Here is a 14,887-nt window from a genome sequence, read left to right as displayed (position 1 = left end):
AGCAGGTGCGCGCCGCCGGTGCGCCCGATGCCGAGCTGGCGCGACACCCGGCGCCCGTGCAGCGCCCGCGCCACCACCCGCACGGCCGGCCGGGCCAGCGGCACCGGCACACCGGTGACGTCGGCCAGCCCCTGCGCGATCGCGGCCAGGCCCGCCGCGGTGAGCCGCCGGGAGTCGGCCGAGGGCGGTGGCGTGAGGGCGGCGATGCGCGCCTGCAGGTCCTCGGCGTCGCGGCGCTCCAGCACGCCGGCCACGAGCGCGGGGTCCAGGCCCAGCAGCTCCCCGAGCACCCGCCAGTACCGCAGCAGCCGGCGGTGCTCGTCCTCGGTGATCGGGAAGCCGAGCACCGCGGCGCAGCGCGGTGCCACCAGCGTGAAGTCCAGCCAGGTGCGGGCCGTGTCGAGCTGGGAGACCTCCACCCGGCCGGGCACCGACGCCGACCGCCGCACCAGCGCGTGCACGAGCCGGACCCGGCCGGTCTCGACGTAGCCGGGTTCGCCGGGGCGCAGCCAGCCGGGCACCGCGGCGGCGTTGAGCCAGCGGGCGGTGTCCTGCAGCCGGCGGGCGGCGTTCCCCACGAGCGAGCCGGTCCCCACCAGGACGGCCGCGGCCCCGGGCGGGCGGTAGGAGCTGACGAGGGCGCCGGCGCCGACGTCGAAGGCGTGCACCGCGAACGGCACGGTGAAGTTCGCGCGGGCGTCCTCCAGCAGGACGGCGTCCGGCGCCGCCCGCGCGACCCCCTCCAGGTGCCGCGCCAGCGCCCGCACCGCCGGGCTCGTGACGGCGGGGGCGTCGGCACCGGCGGTGAGCGCCCTCTCGTGCTGCCGCCGCACCGCGCGGTCGGCGTCGAGCTCCGCGGCCACGGCGTCGGCGAGGGGCTCGCCGGTGCCCGCCGCCCGCCGGAGCAGGGCGTCGGACGGCAGGACCGGGGACGGGGCCACCCCGCGATCGTGCCGCGGGCCGCTGCCCCCCGCGCGGGCGGGTGTCACGGCCCCGCGCCCCCCGCGTACAGCGCCCGCAGCCGCCGCAGGAGGTCCGGGCGCACCAGCAGGTCGGTGCTGTCGGCCACCTGGTCCACCGACCCGATGAGCGGCAGCCCCAGCAGCCGCTCGTCGCGCACCCGCGCGAGGCAGTCGGCGGCGAACCGATCCGCCCCCAGCACCAGCGCGGGCCGGTCGTGGAACCGGCGCGCCCGCGGGTCCAGCGCCGTCGCCCCCGGCAGCTCGGCGTGCCGGCGCGCCAGCGCCTCCGACGCGGCCACCAGCGCCCGCTCCCGCGCCACGAGGTCACCGGCCCCCAGCGCGGCGCGCAGGGACCGGTCCAGGCCGTCGGGGTGCGCCAGCCGCGCGAACGCCGAGCCCAGCCACTTGGCGTACGGGGCGTAGCGGCGGGCCATCAGCAGCGCCAGCCGCACCGCCTCGCGCACCTGCCGCGCCGCCAGCACCGCCGAGCCCAGCTCGTCGCCCACCTCGGCGGTGCGCTGCACGAACGCCTCCTCCTGCGCCAGGCGCCGCCACTGGCAGGCCAGCAGCCACCACCAGACGTCGTCGGGGTACCAGGCCAGGCGGGTGCGCACCGCGGCCAGCTCCCCGCGCGGGTCGGCGAACACCGGCCCGGCCACCACCTCCAGCAGCCGCTGCTGCGGCAGGAGCAGCCAGTCGACGACGTCGAGGTCGCCGGTGGCGTCGACGCCGAGGGTGGCGCGCAGCCAGCCCGGCCAGGTGTCCACGAGGACGCGGTGCTCCAGCGGCCCGCCGTCGCGGCCGATGCGCAGCGGCCAGCCGCCGAACTCCGCCGGTACGGCCGCCGCCACCAGCTCCCGGGCGCGCCCCACGTCCGCCGGGTCGACGAAGACGCAGGCCCGCGGGCCCCAGTCGTGGTCGGTGGAGCGCTCGGTGTCGAACCCGAGGACGTCCGAGCCGGGCCCCAGCAGCGCCGCGGCGTGCGGCACGCCCGCCAGGGCCGGGGCGAGCACCTGCCGGTGCAGGTCGGCGCACAACCCCGCGGCGGGGCGGAAGGCGGGCACGGGGCCGAGGGTAGGGCGGGGTTCAGCCACCGGGCACCCACGCCCCGACCCCCGCCCGTGCCACGATGCGCGGGGGACGGCCGACCCGACGGGGGGACGAGCATGGGCGCCGCGCACGAGGACCACCGCACCGGCGACCCCGGCACCCCCGGCGACCCGGCCGAGCTCGTCGGCTTCGACGCCTTGCTGTCCGACGCCGAGCGCGCGGTGCAGCGGCGGGTGCGGGAGTTCGTCGACGCCGAGGTCCGCCCACACGTGGCGCGCTGGTACGAGGAGGCGGTCTTCCCCCGCGAGCTCGTGCCCGCCCTCGGGGAGCTCGGCGTGCTGGGGATGCACCTGCGCGCACCCGGCTGCCCCGGCCGCAGCGCCGTGGAGTACGGCCTCGCGGCGCTGGAGCTGGAGGCCGGGGACTCCGGGCTGCGCACCTTCGTCAGCGTCCAGGGCTCCCTGGCGATGAGCGCGATCGCGAAGCACGGCACCCCCGCCCAGCAGGAGCAGTGGCTGCCGGAGCTGGCCGCCGGCCGGCGCATCGGCTGCTTCGCCCTCACCGAGCCCACCGCCGGCTCCGACCCCGGCGCCATGGCCACCACCGCCCGCCGCGACGGGAGCGACTGGGTGCTGGAGGGCGCCAAGCGCTGGATCGGCATGGCGAGCATCGCCGACGTCGCCGTGGTGTGGGCGCGGGCCGACGACGGCATCCGCGGGTTCCTCGTGCCGACGTCCGCGCCCGGGTTCGCGGCCACACCCATCGGCGGCAAGCTGTCGATGCGCGCCTCCGTGCAGTGCGATGTCCGCCTCGACGGGGTGCGGCTGCCCGCCGACGCGGTGCTGCCGGGCGCCCTCGGCCTGCGCGGGCCGTTCGCCTGCCTCGACGAGGCCCGCTACGGCATCGCCTGGGGGGTGCTGGGCGCCGCCCGCGACAGCTACCTGGCGGCGCTGCGCCACGCCGGGCGGCGGTTGCAGTTCGGCCGCCCGCTGGCCGGGTACCAGCTCACCCAGGCCAAGCTCGCCGACATGGCGGTGACGATCGGCCGGGACCTGCTGCTGGCGCTGCAGCTGGGGCGGCTCAAGGACGCCGGGCGGCTGCGGCCGCACCAGATCTCCACCGGCAAGCTGAACAACGTCCGCGACGCGATCGAGGTGTGCCGCCAGGCGCGCACGGTGCTCGGCGGCGACGGCATCACGCTGGAGCACCCCCCGATGCGCCACGCCGCCAACCTGGAGAGCGTGCGGACCTACGAGGGCACCGACGAGGTGCACACCCTGGTGATCGGCCGGCACCTCACGGGCGTCCCAGCGTTCCGGTGAGGGTTCCGGTGGGGGTTCCGGCGCGGTGGGCGGGGCCGGCCCGGTGGCTGGGGGCCGCGGGCCTGCTCGCCGCCCTCGCCACCGCCTGCACCGGCGGCGCGCCGGAGGTAGCGCGGACCCCGCCGCCGCCCAGCACCTCCCCGGGCACCGCGGAAGCCACCGGCACCGGCGAGAGCACCGCCGAGGCGCTGGCCCGGCTGCGGCAGCGGGTCACCCCACCGGCGCTGCCGTCCTTCACCGTCCCCACCGACGTCCTCACCGGCGCCGAGGACCGGCGGGTCGCCGAGCGGCTGCAGGTACCGCCCGGCCTCTACCGCGGCATCGCCGTCCTCGACGCCCGCTGCGACGACGCCGGCGGTGCGCGAGCCGCCGACGCCGGCCGGCCCCTCACCGGCCCCGAGGGGCGCGCCAGCGCCCGGGACGGCGACGTGCGGGTCACCGTCGGCGGCGACGGCACCGGCGTCTACGACGCACCCGGCCTGCACGTGGCGGTGCTCGCCGGCGGCGCGGGCGTCTACGACGACGGGACCGCCCGCCTCGCGGTGCAGGCCGACGGCAGCGGCACCTGGACGGCGGGCGGGGTGCGCTCCTTCGTGCGCGCCGACGGCTCGGGCACCTTCCGCGACCCCGCCGTGCGGCTGTGGGTGGACCCCGGCGGCGCCGGCGGCTACGACGGCCCCGAGGGGCGGGTCACCGTCGACGCCGCCGGGGGCACCGGTGGGGACGCCGACCCCGCGTTCGCGGCCGCCGTGGCGCAGCTGGTCGCGGAGGGCCTGCCCCGCTTCCCGCCCGCACCACCGGTGGTGCGCGTCGCCCCCGCCGGCCGCACCTGCGGCACCGTCGTGCGCCTCGACGCGGGGGTGCTGTTCGCCCTGGACTCCGCCGGGGTGCGCGAGGACGGCGCGGCGCTGCTGGACCGGGTGGCGGGGCTGCTGCGGGAGCTGGGCTCCCCCGCCGTGGACGTCGTCGGGCACACCGACGCCTCCGGCACCGAGGAGCACAACCAGGTCCTCTCGGAGCGGCGGGCCGCGGCGGTCGCCGACCACCTGGCCGCCCTCGGGGTGCCGCGCGCGAGCCTGCACCCCGGCGGTCGCGGGGAGCGGGAGCCGCTGCGACCGGCGGCCGACGGCGCCCCGGACCCCGCGGCGGCGCAGCGGGACCGGCGGGTGGAGCTGGTGCTGCGCGAGCCGGTGGGGTGAGCCGGTGGGGTGAGCCGGTGGGGTGGTCCGGGCGCGGGGGTGCACGCAATGGCCGGATCGGGGGGAGACTCGTGCCATGTCCCCCCGTGCGAGCTCTGCCCGGCGCCACCTCCCCACCAGCCCGTTCCAGCCCGCCCCGGCGGCGCCGGTGGTGGCGTACGACCCCGAGGACCGCGTCACCCACGACCGCCACGGCCTCGGCACCGTGCAGTCCACGGACGAGGAGGGGTGGGTGACCGTCCGCTTCTCCTCCGGCGAGGTGCGCCGGGTCAACGGCACCACGCTCGACAAGCTGTAGGGCGGCGCACCGCCGGAGCGGGCCCGCGACGGCCGTCGCGGTCGGGAGGCGGCGCCCGCAGCTCCCGGCCACCGGGCCCCGTCAGTGCAGGGCGTGCACGACCGCGTGACCCCTGCCGTGGCCGATGAGGACGTAGTTGACGGGGACGGTCACGACGAACGCCACCGCCAGGGCCACGGCCATCGCGCCCCAGAACAGGCCGCTGGTCAGCCCGGCGTCCATCGCGCCCGGGACGCCGAGCATCACCGCGTTGTCGATCGTCTCCATGGAGACCAGCGACACGGTGTCCGCGGCCAGGGCGATGCGCAGCGCCCGCCGGAACGGCAGCCCGGAGCGCAGGACCGGGCGGATCGTCAGGGCGTACCCGAAGGCGAACGCCAGGGCGACGGCGAGGGCGATGCTCGGCACGTCGCCCCAGCCCCACCAGGTCGCCAGCACCATGCCGAGGACCTCGCCGATCGCGCAGCCGGTGAGGCAGTGCACGGTCGCGGAGACCGCGAGGCGCCGCAGCTCCCGGCCGCGCGCCGGTGCGGCGGAGCGGTGCCCCGGGTGCCCGGAGCGCCCCGGGTGCGGTGTCCCGGTGGACGGGGCCGGCGTGCTCATCACGCGGCGCCAGCGGGCTGGCCCACGAACGCCAGCCACTGCAGGGCGTAGTCGGCGACCTCGCGCCAGCCGGAGTCCACGACCAGCGAGTGGCCCCGGTCGGCGAACTCCTCGTACTCGGTGATGCTCGAGCCGTCGTGGTAGCGGCGGGCGATCGCCCGGGTGGTGGCGGCCGGCACGGTGCGGTCCTGCCCACCGCCGACGACGAGCAGCGGCCCGCGGTCGGCGCCGGTGCGGACGGCCGCCGGGGTGCCCGGCAGCACGTTGGCCGCCGCGGCCTCGAACAGCGGGCGGCCCGGCGCGGGGATGGTCCAGCGCTCGTGGATCTCGTCGGACTCCGCCCGGGGCACGGCGCTGGCGAAGGCGCGGGCGAAGCGCTCCCGGGAGGGGAAGTTCGTCCCGCCGAGCTGTGCCGGGTTGCCGAGGACCGGCAGCGCGTTCCACAGCTGCACGAGCGGCAGGCGCAGCACGCCGCGCATCTGGGCGGGGTCGACGGCGACGGCGGCGCGGGCCAGCCCCTCGCCGAGGAGCTTCTGCGCCACCAGCCCGCCGAAGGAGTGCCCGACGACGACCGGGGCGGTGTGCAGGGCCCGGATCAGCTCCCGGTGGTGCTCGGTGACCTGCTCGACCCCGACACCGGCCAGCCGCTCGGGGTGGGCCCGGGTCTCGGCCACCGTGGCGCCGTCGCCGGGCCAGCCCGGTGCGTGGGCGGCGTAGCCGGCCTGCTCGAACAGCTCGACCCACCGGTCCCAGCTGGAGGCGTGCAGCCACAGCCCGTGGACGAACAGGACGGGGGTGCGCGCGGACGCGTTCGCCCTGGCGGCGAACTCCAGGTCGCGGGCGCTGAGGGTGCTCGTGGTCGCGCTCATGGCCGTGCTCCTCGGTGGAGGTGGTCTCCCGGCGGCTCCCGCCGGTGCTCCGAGCCTGGCGCGCACGTCCTCGACGGATGCCACAGCGGCTGCCACGATGCCCACACATCCGGCCACGTCCGCCCGCGCGGCCGGACCTCGCCCCCGGCGGGAGGAGCAGCAGTGCGCCCGACCAAGCGGCCCCCGACGAGCCGCGGCCGCGACAAGCACGTCATCGCGCTGGTCGTGCTGCCGGACACCGTCGCCCTCGAGGTCGCCGTCGTGCAGCAGGTCTTCGGCCGGCGCATGCCGGCGCTGGCGGCGGTGACCGGTGACGTGGAGACGCCCTACGAGGTCGTGCTGGTCGGGGAGACCGACCGCCACGTGCTCCCCTCGGGCGTGGACCCCGGGCCGCTGGCCCCGCTGGAGACGGTGATCACGGCCGACACCGTGATGGTCCCCGGCCTCGAGGAGCCGCTGGCCGAGCGCTCCGAGCGGCTGTGCACCGCGATCCGCGGTGCGCGGGACGCCGGCGCCCGGATGGTGTCCTTCTGCGGCGGCGCCTTCGTGCTGGGCCGGGCGGGCGTGCTGGACGGCAGGACGGCGACCACGCACTGGCTGCTGTCGGCGGAGTTCACCGCGGCGTTCCCGCGGGCCCGGCTGGCCGCCGAGCACCTGTGGGTCGACGACGGGGAGGTGCACACCTCCGGCGGCATCCTCGCGGCCACCGACCTGGCGCTGCACATCCTCGCCCTCGACCTCGGGCACGCGTACGCCAACGACTTCGGCCGCGTCCTCGTCAGCGCCCCGCACCGGCCCGGTGGTCAGTCGCAGTTCGTCAAGAGCTCCCTGCGCACCGACGACGCCGGCGCGCTGGACCCGCTGCTGTGCTGGATGCGGCAGAACATCGCCGAGCCCCTCACGCTGGCCTCGCTGGCCCGCCGCGCGCACCTGAGCGAGCGGCACCTCGTGCGCCGGTTCCGCGCCGAGACCGGCATGAGCGTGTTCGACTGGATCACCGCCGAGCGGGTCGACCGGGCGAAGGTCCTGTTGGAGACCACCGACTTCCCCGTCTCACAGGTCGCCGCGATGGTCGGGCTCGGCAGCAGCGAGAGCCTGCGCCGCAACTTCACCCGCATCGTCGGCACGACGGCCGCCGCATACCGGGCGACCTTCCGCGGGCCGGTCGTCCGGGCACCCGCACCCGTCCGCACCCCCGTGCCCGCGCTCGCCTGAGCGGGCGGGCCCCGGCTCAGCCCTGCGGGTCGGCCGCGACGAGGTCGCCGTACCCCTCGCGGTGGCGGCGCACCCAGGCGGCCACGAACGGGCAGCGCGGCACGGCCCGCAGCCCCTGCCGGCGCACGTCGTCGAGGGCGGCGCGCACGAGGGTGGAGCCGATGCCCTCCCCCTCGTGCGCGGGCTGCACGACGGTGTGGGTGAACACGACGAGGCCCTCGGCGCGCTCGTACTGCGCGACGGCCAGCAGCTCCGCCCCGGCCCGCGCCTCGTAGCGGTCGCGCTCGGGCACGTCCGTGACGGTGACGTCCACGGCGGCTCCCCCTCTGCTCGGGTGCTGGTCGGGTGCTGGTCAGGTGCTGGTCAGGGGTGGTGCGGCGCCGGCGGGGCGCCCGGCACCTCGAACGCCACCGCGTCCGGGTAGCACCAGTACCAGCCCTCGCCCGGCTCGAAGGAGCGGATCAGCGGGTGGCCCGTGCCGTGGTGGTGGGCGGTGGCGTGCTTGTTCGGCGACGAGTCGCAGCAGCCGACGTGCCCGCAGGCGCTGCACATCCGCAGGTGCACCCAGCGGCCACCGGAGCGCAGGCAGTCCTCGCAGCCGTCGGCGCCGGGCGCGGCGGCGGGGTCGATGGTGCCGACGTGGGAACAGGGCGCGCTCACGGGCGGACCTCCGCTGCTGGGCCCGGCCGGGGCGCCGGGGGCCACAGGCTAACCACGGCGCCCCCGGCGCGGGAGGGCCCCGCCTAGACCTCCCCCACCGGCCGCTGCTGGTACACGTCGGGGACGCCGTCGGCGTCGGCGTCGACCTCCTCCACCTTGACCAGCCGGCGGTAGGTGCGGTTGCGGGCCCGCAGCACGACGGTGGCCAGCAGCGCCGCCAGCAGCGACCCGGCGAGCACGCCGACCTTGACGTGCTCGTCGCGGACGCTGCCCGCCCCGAAGGCCAGCTCCCCGATGAGCAGCGACACCGTGAACCCGATCCCGCCCAGCAGCGACAGGCCCAGCACGTCCCACCACGACAGGCTCTCGTCGAGCTCGGCGTGCGTGAACCGCGACACCAGCGCGGTCGCCCCGAGGATGCCGAGCGCCTTGCCGGCCACCAGGGCCACGACGATGCCGAGGGCCACCCGGTCCTGCAGGGACGTCACCAGCCCCGACAGCCCGCCGACGGTGACCCCGGCGGAGAAGAACGCGAAGACGGGCACCGCGACCCCCGCCGACAGCGGCCGCCAGCGGTGCTCGAAGTGCTCGGCCAGGCCCGGCCCGGCCTCCGGCCCCCCGGCGGCGGCGCTGCGCACGACGGGCACCGTGAAGCCCAGCAGCACGCCCGCGACGGTGGCGTGCACCCCCGAGGCGTGCACCAGCGCCCACGTGGTGGCGGCCAGCGGCAGCAGCAGCCACGCCGAGCGCACCCGCCGCTGCACGAGGACCGCGAACGCCGCCAGCGGCGCCAGCGCCAGCAGCAGCGGCACCACCGACAGGTCGTCGGTGTAGAAGAACGCGATGATCGTGATGGCGAGCAGGTCGTCGACCACCGCCAGCGTCAGCAGGAACGTGCGCAGCGCCGAGGGCAGGTGGGTGCTGATGACGGCGAGGACGGCGAGGGCGAAGGCGATGTCGGTGGCCGTGGGGATGGCCCAGCCGCGCAGCGCCCCGTCCCCGGCGCCGGCGTTGACGGCGACGTAGAGCAGCGCCGGCACGGCCATGCCGCCCACGGCCGCCATCACGGGCAGCAGGGCGCGGCGCGGGTCGCGCAGGTCGCCGGCCACGAACTCCCGCTTGAGCTCCAGGCCGGCGACGAAGAAGAACACCGCCAGCAGCCCGTCGGCGGCCCACTGCCCGAGGGTGAGGTCCAGGTGCAGGGCGTGGGGGCCGACGACGGTGTCGCGCAGCGCCGCGTAGCCCCCCGACCAGGGGGAGTTGGCCCACAGCAGCGCCAGGACGGTGCCGACCAGCAGCAGGGCACCGCCGACGGTCTCGCGGCGCAGCAGCTCCGCGATGCGGCGGGCCTCCGGCCACGAGCCGCGGCCGAGGAGGGGGGAGGGGCGGGGTGCGGGGTTCACGCGATCGGCTCCAGGGGTCGACGACGACGTCGCCGACCAGACTTCCCGGCACGCCCCGCGGGCAGCCTAGCGGGCGGCGCCCGCGCCACGCAGCGACGGCCCGGGGCCCGGGGAGGTCCGGAGGGGGAACTCCACGCCCGTGAGGTCCTCGGAGACGGCCCACAGCCGCTGCTGGACCGCGGGGTCGTAGGACTGCGGGCTGGAGGTGACGACCCGGGGGTGGCCGCGTACCTCGCCGAGGCCGCCGGGGCCGTAGTACTGACCGCCCAGGACGCCCGGGTCGGTCGCGGCCCGCAGCGTCGGCAGGGCACCCATCGCGGCCGGCTGGGTGATCAACGGCGCGAGCCGGCTCAGCGGCGCCCGGACCACGGCCGGGGAGTTGCGCACCAGTTCGGTGTTCGACACCCCGGGGTGCGCGGCCGCGCTGACGGTGGCCGCGCCGTGCGCCGCGAGCCGGCGCTGCAGCTCGTACGCGAACATGAGGTTGGCGAGCTTGGACTGCCCGTAGGCGCCGGCCCGGGAGTACGAGCGTTCCCACTGCAGGTCCTCGAAGCGGATCGCGGCGCGGATGCGGTGCCCGGTGCTGCTGACCGTCACCACGCGGGAACCGGGGACCGGCAGCATCCGGTCGAGCAGCAGCCCCGTGAGGGCGAAGTGGCCGAGGTGGTTGGTGCCGAACTGCCGCTCGAACCCGTCCGCGGTGGTCTGCTTCGGGGTGTACATCACCCCGGCGTTGTTGATCAGCAGGTCGATCCGCGGGTGCGCCTCGCGCAGCGCGGCCGCAGCCGTGCGGACCGACTCCAGCGACGTCAGGTCCAGCTGCTGCACGGCGACGTCCCCGGCCATGCGGGCGGCTGCCTGCTCGCCCTTGTGGGGGTCGCGCACGGCGAGCACCACCGTGGCGCCGCGCCCGGCGAGGACCTCGGCGGTCTCGTAGCCCAGTCCGGTGTTGGCGCCGGTCACCACCGCCACCCGGCCGTGCTGGTCGGGAACGTCGCGCGCCGTCCAGTTCGTGCTCATCTCGTCCTCCTGAAAAGACCGTCGGTCTGTTGGATCGACGATAAAAGACCGGCGGTCTGACGTCAAGAGACCAGCGGTCTGCAAAGTGTTAAGGTTCCGGCGTGACGTTCCAGCGGGCCCGCAGCGAGGAGCAGCGCGAGATCCGGCGCCGGGCGATCCTCGACACGGCGGCCGCCATGCTCGAGGAGATGCCGGTCGCCGACCTCACCCTCAACGAGCTCAGCCGCCGCGTGGGCCTGGCGAAGTCCAACGTGCTGCGCTACTTCGACTCCCGCGAGGGCGTGCTGCTGGAGCTGGTGAACTCCGCGCTGCAGGACTGGCTGGCGCAGCTGGCCGACGACCTCGCGACCGGGATCGACGCCCACCTGCCGGCGGCGGGGCGAGCCGAGCAGCTGTCCGCGGTGCTCGCCCGATCCCTGGCCGGCCGGCAGGTGCTGTGCGACCTGCTGGGGGCGCAGGGCGGCGTCCTGGAGCGCAACGTCACCACCGAGGTCGTCAGGCGCCACAAGCGCGCGGTCCTGGCCCGGCTCGGCGCCACGGCCGACCTGCTGCGCCGGTACGTCCCCGAACTCGGCGCCGCGGCCGAGACGTTCTGCTTCCAGGCGATGGTCCTCGCCGGCGCCCTGACGCCCTACAGCTCACCGCCACCGGGCGTGCGCGCCGCCTACGAGGCCGAACCGGCCCTCGCCGTGCTGCACCTCGAGCTGGAGGACTCCCTGCGGCTGGCGATCCGGACCATGCTCCTGGGGGCCGTGCCGCGCGGCTGACCCGGACGCGACCGCGCGCCGGGCGTCACGCGGGCGCGGGCCTGCGCAGCAGCACGACGCCGTAGGCGGTGACCCACACCACCCAGAGCAGCCAGCCGAGCAGGCCGGCCAGGCCCGCGGTGGGCGCACCGTCGACGACCACGGGCGCCAGGACGCCCGACGTGAACAGCAGCGCCGCCGACAGCAGGCCGAGGGCGGCGTGCCAGGGCCGGATCAGACCGGTGCGCCGGCCGGCCAGCGACAACCCGACGAGCGCGGTGGCCAGGAAGGCGCCGTTCAGGGCGAACAGGGCGTCGTGCAGCGCCCACAGGCCCGCGACCACGGCCTCCTGCACGCCGTCGAGGGAGGCGAGGGCGATGCGGGTGGCGACGACGCCCGCGAACGTCGCGTTCTGCGCGAGCAGGCCGGCGAGGCCCACGAGAGACCAGGCCTCACCGCGCGCGCTCGGCGGGCCAGAGGGTGGCGACCGCACCGGCGCCGAAGACGGTGGCCAGCACCCAGGCGACCGGGGTGAGGGCGCTCGACAGCCCGACGACCGCCCCCTCGGTGCGGAAGAAGCCGATGACGTCGGCGGGGTCGGCGCCCGGCGAGGGCATCCCGGCGGGCACGGCGATCAGGTTGACGGTGACGATGGTGGCCGCGAAGCCGATGGCGGCGGTACCGCCGGTGCGCGAGAAGGCTTGAGCTTGTCGCAACATCTATTCATTGTAGTGAGCGTAAAGCGAAGGGGGCAAGGGCATGACGGGGCAGCCGGCGCGGCGGCGGTACGAGTCGCTGCGGCGCGAGATGCACGCGCAGCAGACCCGCGCCGAGATCGCCGGCGCGGCGCGGCGGCTCTTCCTGGCCCGGGGGTGGGCCGGGACGACCATCCGCGACATCGCCGGCGAGGCGGGCGTCTCGGCACCCACGGTGTACGCCGCGTACGGCGGCAAGCCCGGCCTGGTCCAGGCCCTGGCCGACGCGGCCGACCTGTCCGCGGACGCGCCGCTGATGCTGGCCGGGCTGGAGGCGGACGGCGTGGACCCGCGCCACCAGCTCGCCGCCATGGCCGGCTACGACCGACGGCTGTTCGAGCGGGCCGGCGACGTCATCACGCTGGTGCGCGAGGCCGGCCGGACCGAGCCGGACCTGGCGACCGCATACCGGGACGGGCGCGAGCGCGGCGACCGGACCCGGGTGGCGATCTTCTCCTCCTGGCCGCCCGGCACCCTGCGCCCCGACCTCGACGTGCCCTCCGCCGTGGACGTCTACGCGGCCATCTGCAACATCGACGTCTACCTCACGCTCACGACCGAACGCGGCTGGACCCCCGACCGGATCGAGCGGTGGTGGAGCGCCGCCCTCGCCCGCGAGCTGCTCGACACCCGGCGGTAGCCCGCACGGGGCGCCGCTCAGACCGCCAGCTCGAAGAACACCCGCTTGCCGTGCTCGGTGGGCTCCACGCCCCAGGAGCGGGCGAGCAGGTCGACGATGTGCAGCCCCCGCCCGGAGACCGCCTCCTCGTCCACCTCCCGCAGCACCGGCATCCGCACCGAGGAGTCGGCGATCTCCACCCGCACCGCGTCCGCGAGCCGCAGCACCACCAGGTCCACGCCCTCGGTGGTGTGCAGCACGGCGTTCGTCACCAGCTCGCTGGTGAGGACCTCCGCCTCGTCCGCCACCCGCTCCGCCGCCCACGCCTGCAGGACGTCGGTGACGAAGCGGCGGGCGGCGGCGACGCTCGCCGGGTCCGAGGGGAACTGGCGCGCCACCCGGGTGCCCCGGCCCCGCCGGGCGGGGATGCGCAGCGCCAGCACCGCGATGTCGTCCTCCTGGCTGCCCTCGCGGACCATCGCGGGCACGACGCCGTCCACGACGCGCTGCGGCACCGGCGGCAGCGCCTCCAGCGCCGCCCGCAGCCGCCGCAGGCCGGTGTCCAGGTCGCCCGAACGGGTCTCCACCAGCCCGTCGGTGAACAGCAGCACCAGGGAACCGGGCGCCAGCAGCAGGGTGTGCTCGGTGGGGCGCAGCTCGTCCTCCACGCCCAGCGGCAGGTCCGGCGGCACGTCCAGGGCCTGCGCCTGCCCCCCGGGGGAGCGCACCAGGGGCGGCGGGTGCCCGGCGAGGACGACGGTGACCGCCCCGGTGTCCGGCTGCACCTCCAGGTAGGCGCAGGTGGCGAACTGCTGGATGCCGCGGGTGCGCATGAGGCGGTTGACGCGCTCGACGACCCCGCTGGGCGAGTGCCCCTCCAGCGCGTAGGCGTGCATGGCGTTGCGGACCTGCCCCATGACGGCCGCCGCGGCCAGGTTGTGCCCGGCGACGTCGCCGATGACGACGGCCGTGCTGCCGCTCGGCAGCGGGATGACGCTGTAGAAGTCGCCGCCCACCTCGAAGCCCTGCGCGGCGGGCACGTAGTGGGTGGCCAGCGGCAGCCCCGGGGACAGCAGGTCGTCGGCCGGCAGCAGGGCCCGCTGCAGCTGCACGGCGGTGTCGTGCGCGATGCCGTGCAGCCGGGCCCGCTCCAGCGCCTGCGCGTAGTGCCCGGCGAGGGTGCGCAGCAGCCGGCGCTCGTCGTCGTCGAAGACGCGCTCGCCGGCGTAGGCGACGGACCAGCCGCCGATGACGCGCCCGGAGACCACCAGCGGCAGGGACGCCCACGCGCGGCGGCGCTGGGTGCCCAGCACGAACCCCGCGGCCGGGAAGCGGCGCAGCAGCTCCTCGGGGCTCTCCACGAAGTGCACCCGGCCGGTGGTGGCGGCGTCGGCCACGGGGCAGGCGGCGAGCTTGGCGGGGTCGGCGAGCGCGTCGACGAACTCCCGCGGGTAGCCGCTGACGTGGGAGACGACGAGGCGCTGGTCCTCCAGCAGGCACACCATCGTCCCGTCGCAGCCGAGCACGGCGGGGCTGCGCTCCATGACGACGTCCTGCACCTGCTCCAGCGTCACGGCCTGCGACAGCGCCGAGGCCGTCTCCAGCAGGACCTCCGCGCGCCGTGCCGCGGCGTGCGCCCGGCGCGTGCTGCGCTGCAGCAGCCGGCGCTGGCGGGCCTCCTCGGAGACGTCGCGGTAGGAGACGTCGACCTGGCCGGGCCCGGCCGGGGTGAACAGGACGTCGAACGTCATGTCGGGGGCACCGCCGACGGCGCCGGCGTCGATCTGCAGGAGGGCGCGCTGCGGTGCCTGCGCCCGCAGGGCCGCGCGCGCGTGGTGCAGCGCCTGCTCCGGGCCGAGGTGGCGCAGCACCGCCGACAGCGGCCGGCCGGTCGCCGTGGCGGGGTCCACGCCCGGCAGCACCCCGGCGGCGTTGACGTAGTCGACCCGGAAGTCGTGGGGGCTCCCGGTGGCGTCGGGCAGCGCGGTGAGCACGCAGAAGCCGTCGAGGGTGGCGGCCATGGCCTCGGCGAGGCGGGCGCGGGCGGGGGCGTCGGAGGGCCCGAACCGGACGGCGAGCAGGCCGCCGGCGACGGCGACCGCCAGCTGCCAGGGGCCGCCGGGGCCGGCGTCGAGCTCGACGCGCTGCACGGCGCCGGTGCGCAGG

17 protein-coding genes are annotated in these 14,887 nt (G+C 77.0%); 6 read left to right on the top strand and 11 right to left on the bottom strand.

Going from position 1 to position 14,887, the window contains the following annotated elements; all coding sequences use genetic code 11:
* Positions 1–941: oxygenase MpaB family protein (locus ABEB16_RS10565; protein ID WP_345712214.1), on the bottom strand; the 941-nt coding region annotated here is incomplete at its 3' end.
* A 44-nt stretch (positions 942–985) separates the two neighbouring features.
* Positions 986–2,026 carry a DUF4037 domain-containing protein gene (locus ABEB16_RS10560; RefSeq protein WP_345712213.1) on the bottom strand — a complete coding sequence of 347 codons (1,041 nt, stop codon included), beginning with the start codon at positions 2,024–2,026 and terminating at the stop codon, positions 986–988.
* A 102-nt stretch (positions 2,027–2,128) separates the two neighbouring features.
* Here ABEB16_RS10560 and ABEB16_RS10555 point away from each other — a divergent pair, with 102 nt between their 5' ends.
* From ABEB16_RS10555 to ABEB16_RS10545, 3 genes are all read left to right on the top strand, one after another.
* Positions 2,129–3,334, top strand: coding sequence for an acyl-CoA dehydrogenase family protein (locus ABEB16_RS10555; protein WP_345712212.1), 1,206 nt, complete (start codon positions 2,129–2,131; stop codon positions 3,332–3,334).
* Between the two features lie 8 nt (positions 3,335–3,342).
* Positions 3,343–4,533: an OmpA family protein gene (locus tag ABEB16_RS10550; RefSeq protein WP_345712211.1), complete on the top strand. Its 1,191-nt coding sequence runs from the start codon at positions 3,343–3,345 to the stop codon at positions 4,531–4,533.
* Between the two features lie 76 nt (positions 4,534–4,609).
* Positions 4,610–4,831 carry a hypothetical protein gene (locus tag ABEB16_RS10545; RefSeq protein WP_345712210.1) on the top strand — a complete coding sequence of 74 codons (222 nt, stop codon included), beginning with the start codon at positions 4,610–4,612 and terminating at the stop codon, positions 4,829–4,831.
* 81 nt (positions 4,832–4,912) lie between these two features.
* Here the strand turns inward: ABEB16_RS10545 and ABEB16_RS10540 are convergent, their stop codons facing one another.
* Together ABEB16_RS10540 and ABEB16_RS10535 are read right to left on the bottom strand one after the other, a co-directional pair.
* Positions 4,913–5,434, bottom strand: coding sequence for a DUF4396 domain-containing protein (locus tag ABEB16_RS10540; RefSeq protein WP_345712209.1), 522 nt, complete (start codon positions 5,432–5,434; stop codon positions 4,913–4,915).
* Positions 5,434–6,303: an alpha/beta hydrolase gene (locus ABEB16_RS10535; protein WP_345712208.1), complete on the bottom strand. Its 870-nt coding sequence runs from the start codon at positions 6,301–6,303 to the stop codon at positions 5,434–5,436. Before ABEB16_RS10535 ends, ABEB16_RS10540 begins: the two co-directional genes overlap by 1 nt.
* A gap of 162 nt (positions 6,304–6,465) precedes the next feature.
* Here ABEB16_RS10535 and ABEB16_RS10530 point away from each other — a divergent pair, with 162 nt between their 5' ends.
* Positions 6,466–7,518, top strand: coding sequence for a GlxA family transcriptional regulator (locus ABEB16_RS10530; protein WP_345712207.1), 1,053 nt, complete (start codon positions 6,466–6,468; stop codon positions 7,516–7,518).
* A gap of 16 nt (positions 7,519–7,534) precedes the next feature.
* On the opposite strand, the gene ABEB16_RS10525 is transcribed toward ABEB16_RS10530, so the two are convergent.
* The 4 genes from ABEB16_RS10525 to ABEB16_RS10510 all read right to left on the bottom strand — a co-directional run bounded on the left by ABEB16_RS10525 (position 7,535) and on the right by ABEB16_RS10510 (position 10,601).
* On the bottom strand, positions 7,535–7,831 hold the full coding sequence (locus ABEB16_RS10525; RefSeq protein WP_345712206.1) for a GNAT family N-acetyltransferase: 297 nt from the start codon (positions 7,829–7,831) through the stop codon (positions 7,535–7,537).
* Positions 7,832–7,881: 50 nt separating this feature from the next.
* A complete protein-coding gene (locus ABEB16_RS10520; RefSeq protein WP_345712205.1) occupies positions 7,882–8,178 on the bottom strand; it encodes a UBP-type zinc finger domain-containing protein in 297 nt (98 codons plus the stop codon).
* Between the two features lie 83 nt (positions 8,179–8,261).
* Positions 8,262–9,581 (bottom strand): Na+/H+ antiporter NhaA, encoded by a 1,320-nt coding sequence (nhaA, locus tag ABEB16_RS10515; protein WP_345712204.1) that lies wholly within the window; start codon positions 9,579–9,581, stop codon positions 8,262–8,264.
* Between the two features lie 66 nt (positions 9,582–9,647).
* On the bottom strand, positions 9,648–10,601 hold the full coding sequence (locus tag ABEB16_RS10510) for an SDR family NAD(P)-dependent oxidoreductase (RefSeq protein WP_345712203.1): 954 nt from the start codon (positions 10,599–10,601) through the stop codon (positions 9,648–9,650).
* Positions 10,602–10,702: 101 nt separating this feature from the next.
* Between ABEB16_RS10510 and ABEB16_RS10505 the strand changes: the two genes are divergently transcribed.
* Positions 10,703–11,368, top strand: coding sequence for a TetR/AcrR family transcriptional regulator (locus ABEB16_RS10505; RefSeq protein ID WP_345712202.1), 666 nt, complete (start codon positions 10,703–10,705; stop codon positions 11,366–11,368).
* A 25-nt stretch (positions 11,369–11,393) separates the two neighbouring features.
* Here ABEB16_RS10505 and ABEB16_RS10500 read toward each other — a convergent pair whose 3' ends face one another.
* Both ABEB16_RS10500 and ABEB16_RS10495 read right to left on the bottom strand, forming a co-directional pair.
* The gene (locus ABEB16_RS10500) at positions 11,394–11,786 is read right to left on the bottom strand and encodes a hypothetical protein (RefSeq protein WP_345712201.1); all 393 of its coding nucleotides are present in this window, start codon (positions 11,784–11,786) and stop codon (positions 11,394–11,396) included.
* Positions 11,787–11,799: 13 nt separating this feature from the next.
* Positions 11,800–12,066 carry a hypothetical protein gene (locus ABEB16_RS10495; RefSeq protein ID WP_345712200.1) on the bottom strand — a complete coding sequence of 89 codons (267 nt, stop codon included), beginning with the start codon at positions 12,064–12,066 and terminating at the stop codon, positions 11,800–11,802.
* A gap of 40 nt (positions 12,067–12,106) precedes the next feature.
* Here ABEB16_RS10495 and ABEB16_RS10490 point away from each other — a divergent pair, with 40 nt between their 5' ends.
* Positions 12,107–12,742 carry a TetR/AcrR family transcriptional regulator gene (locus ABEB16_RS10490; protein ID WP_345712199.1) on the top strand — a complete coding sequence of 212 codons (636 nt, stop codon included), beginning with the start codon at positions 12,107–12,109 and terminating at the stop codon, positions 12,740–12,742.
* Positions 12,743–12,759: 17 nt separating this feature from the next.
* On the opposite strand, the gene ABEB16_RS10485 is transcribed toward ABEB16_RS10490, so the two are convergent.
* On the bottom strand, positions 12,760–14,887 hold a 2,128-nt coding region (locus ABEB16_RS10485), incomplete at its 5' end, for an ATP-binding SpoIIE family protein phosphatase (protein ID WP_345712198.1).

The sequence above is a fragment of the Kineococcus glutinatus genome, assembly GCF_039542765.1.
GTDB classification, from domain to species: domain Bacteria; phylum Actinomycetota; class Actinomycetes; order Actinomycetales; family Kineococcaceae; genus Kineococcus_A; species Kineococcus_A glutinatus.
The sequence above is the reverse complement of the archived record's forward strand: the minus strand, read 5'-3'. Positions and strand labels throughout refer to the sequence as shown.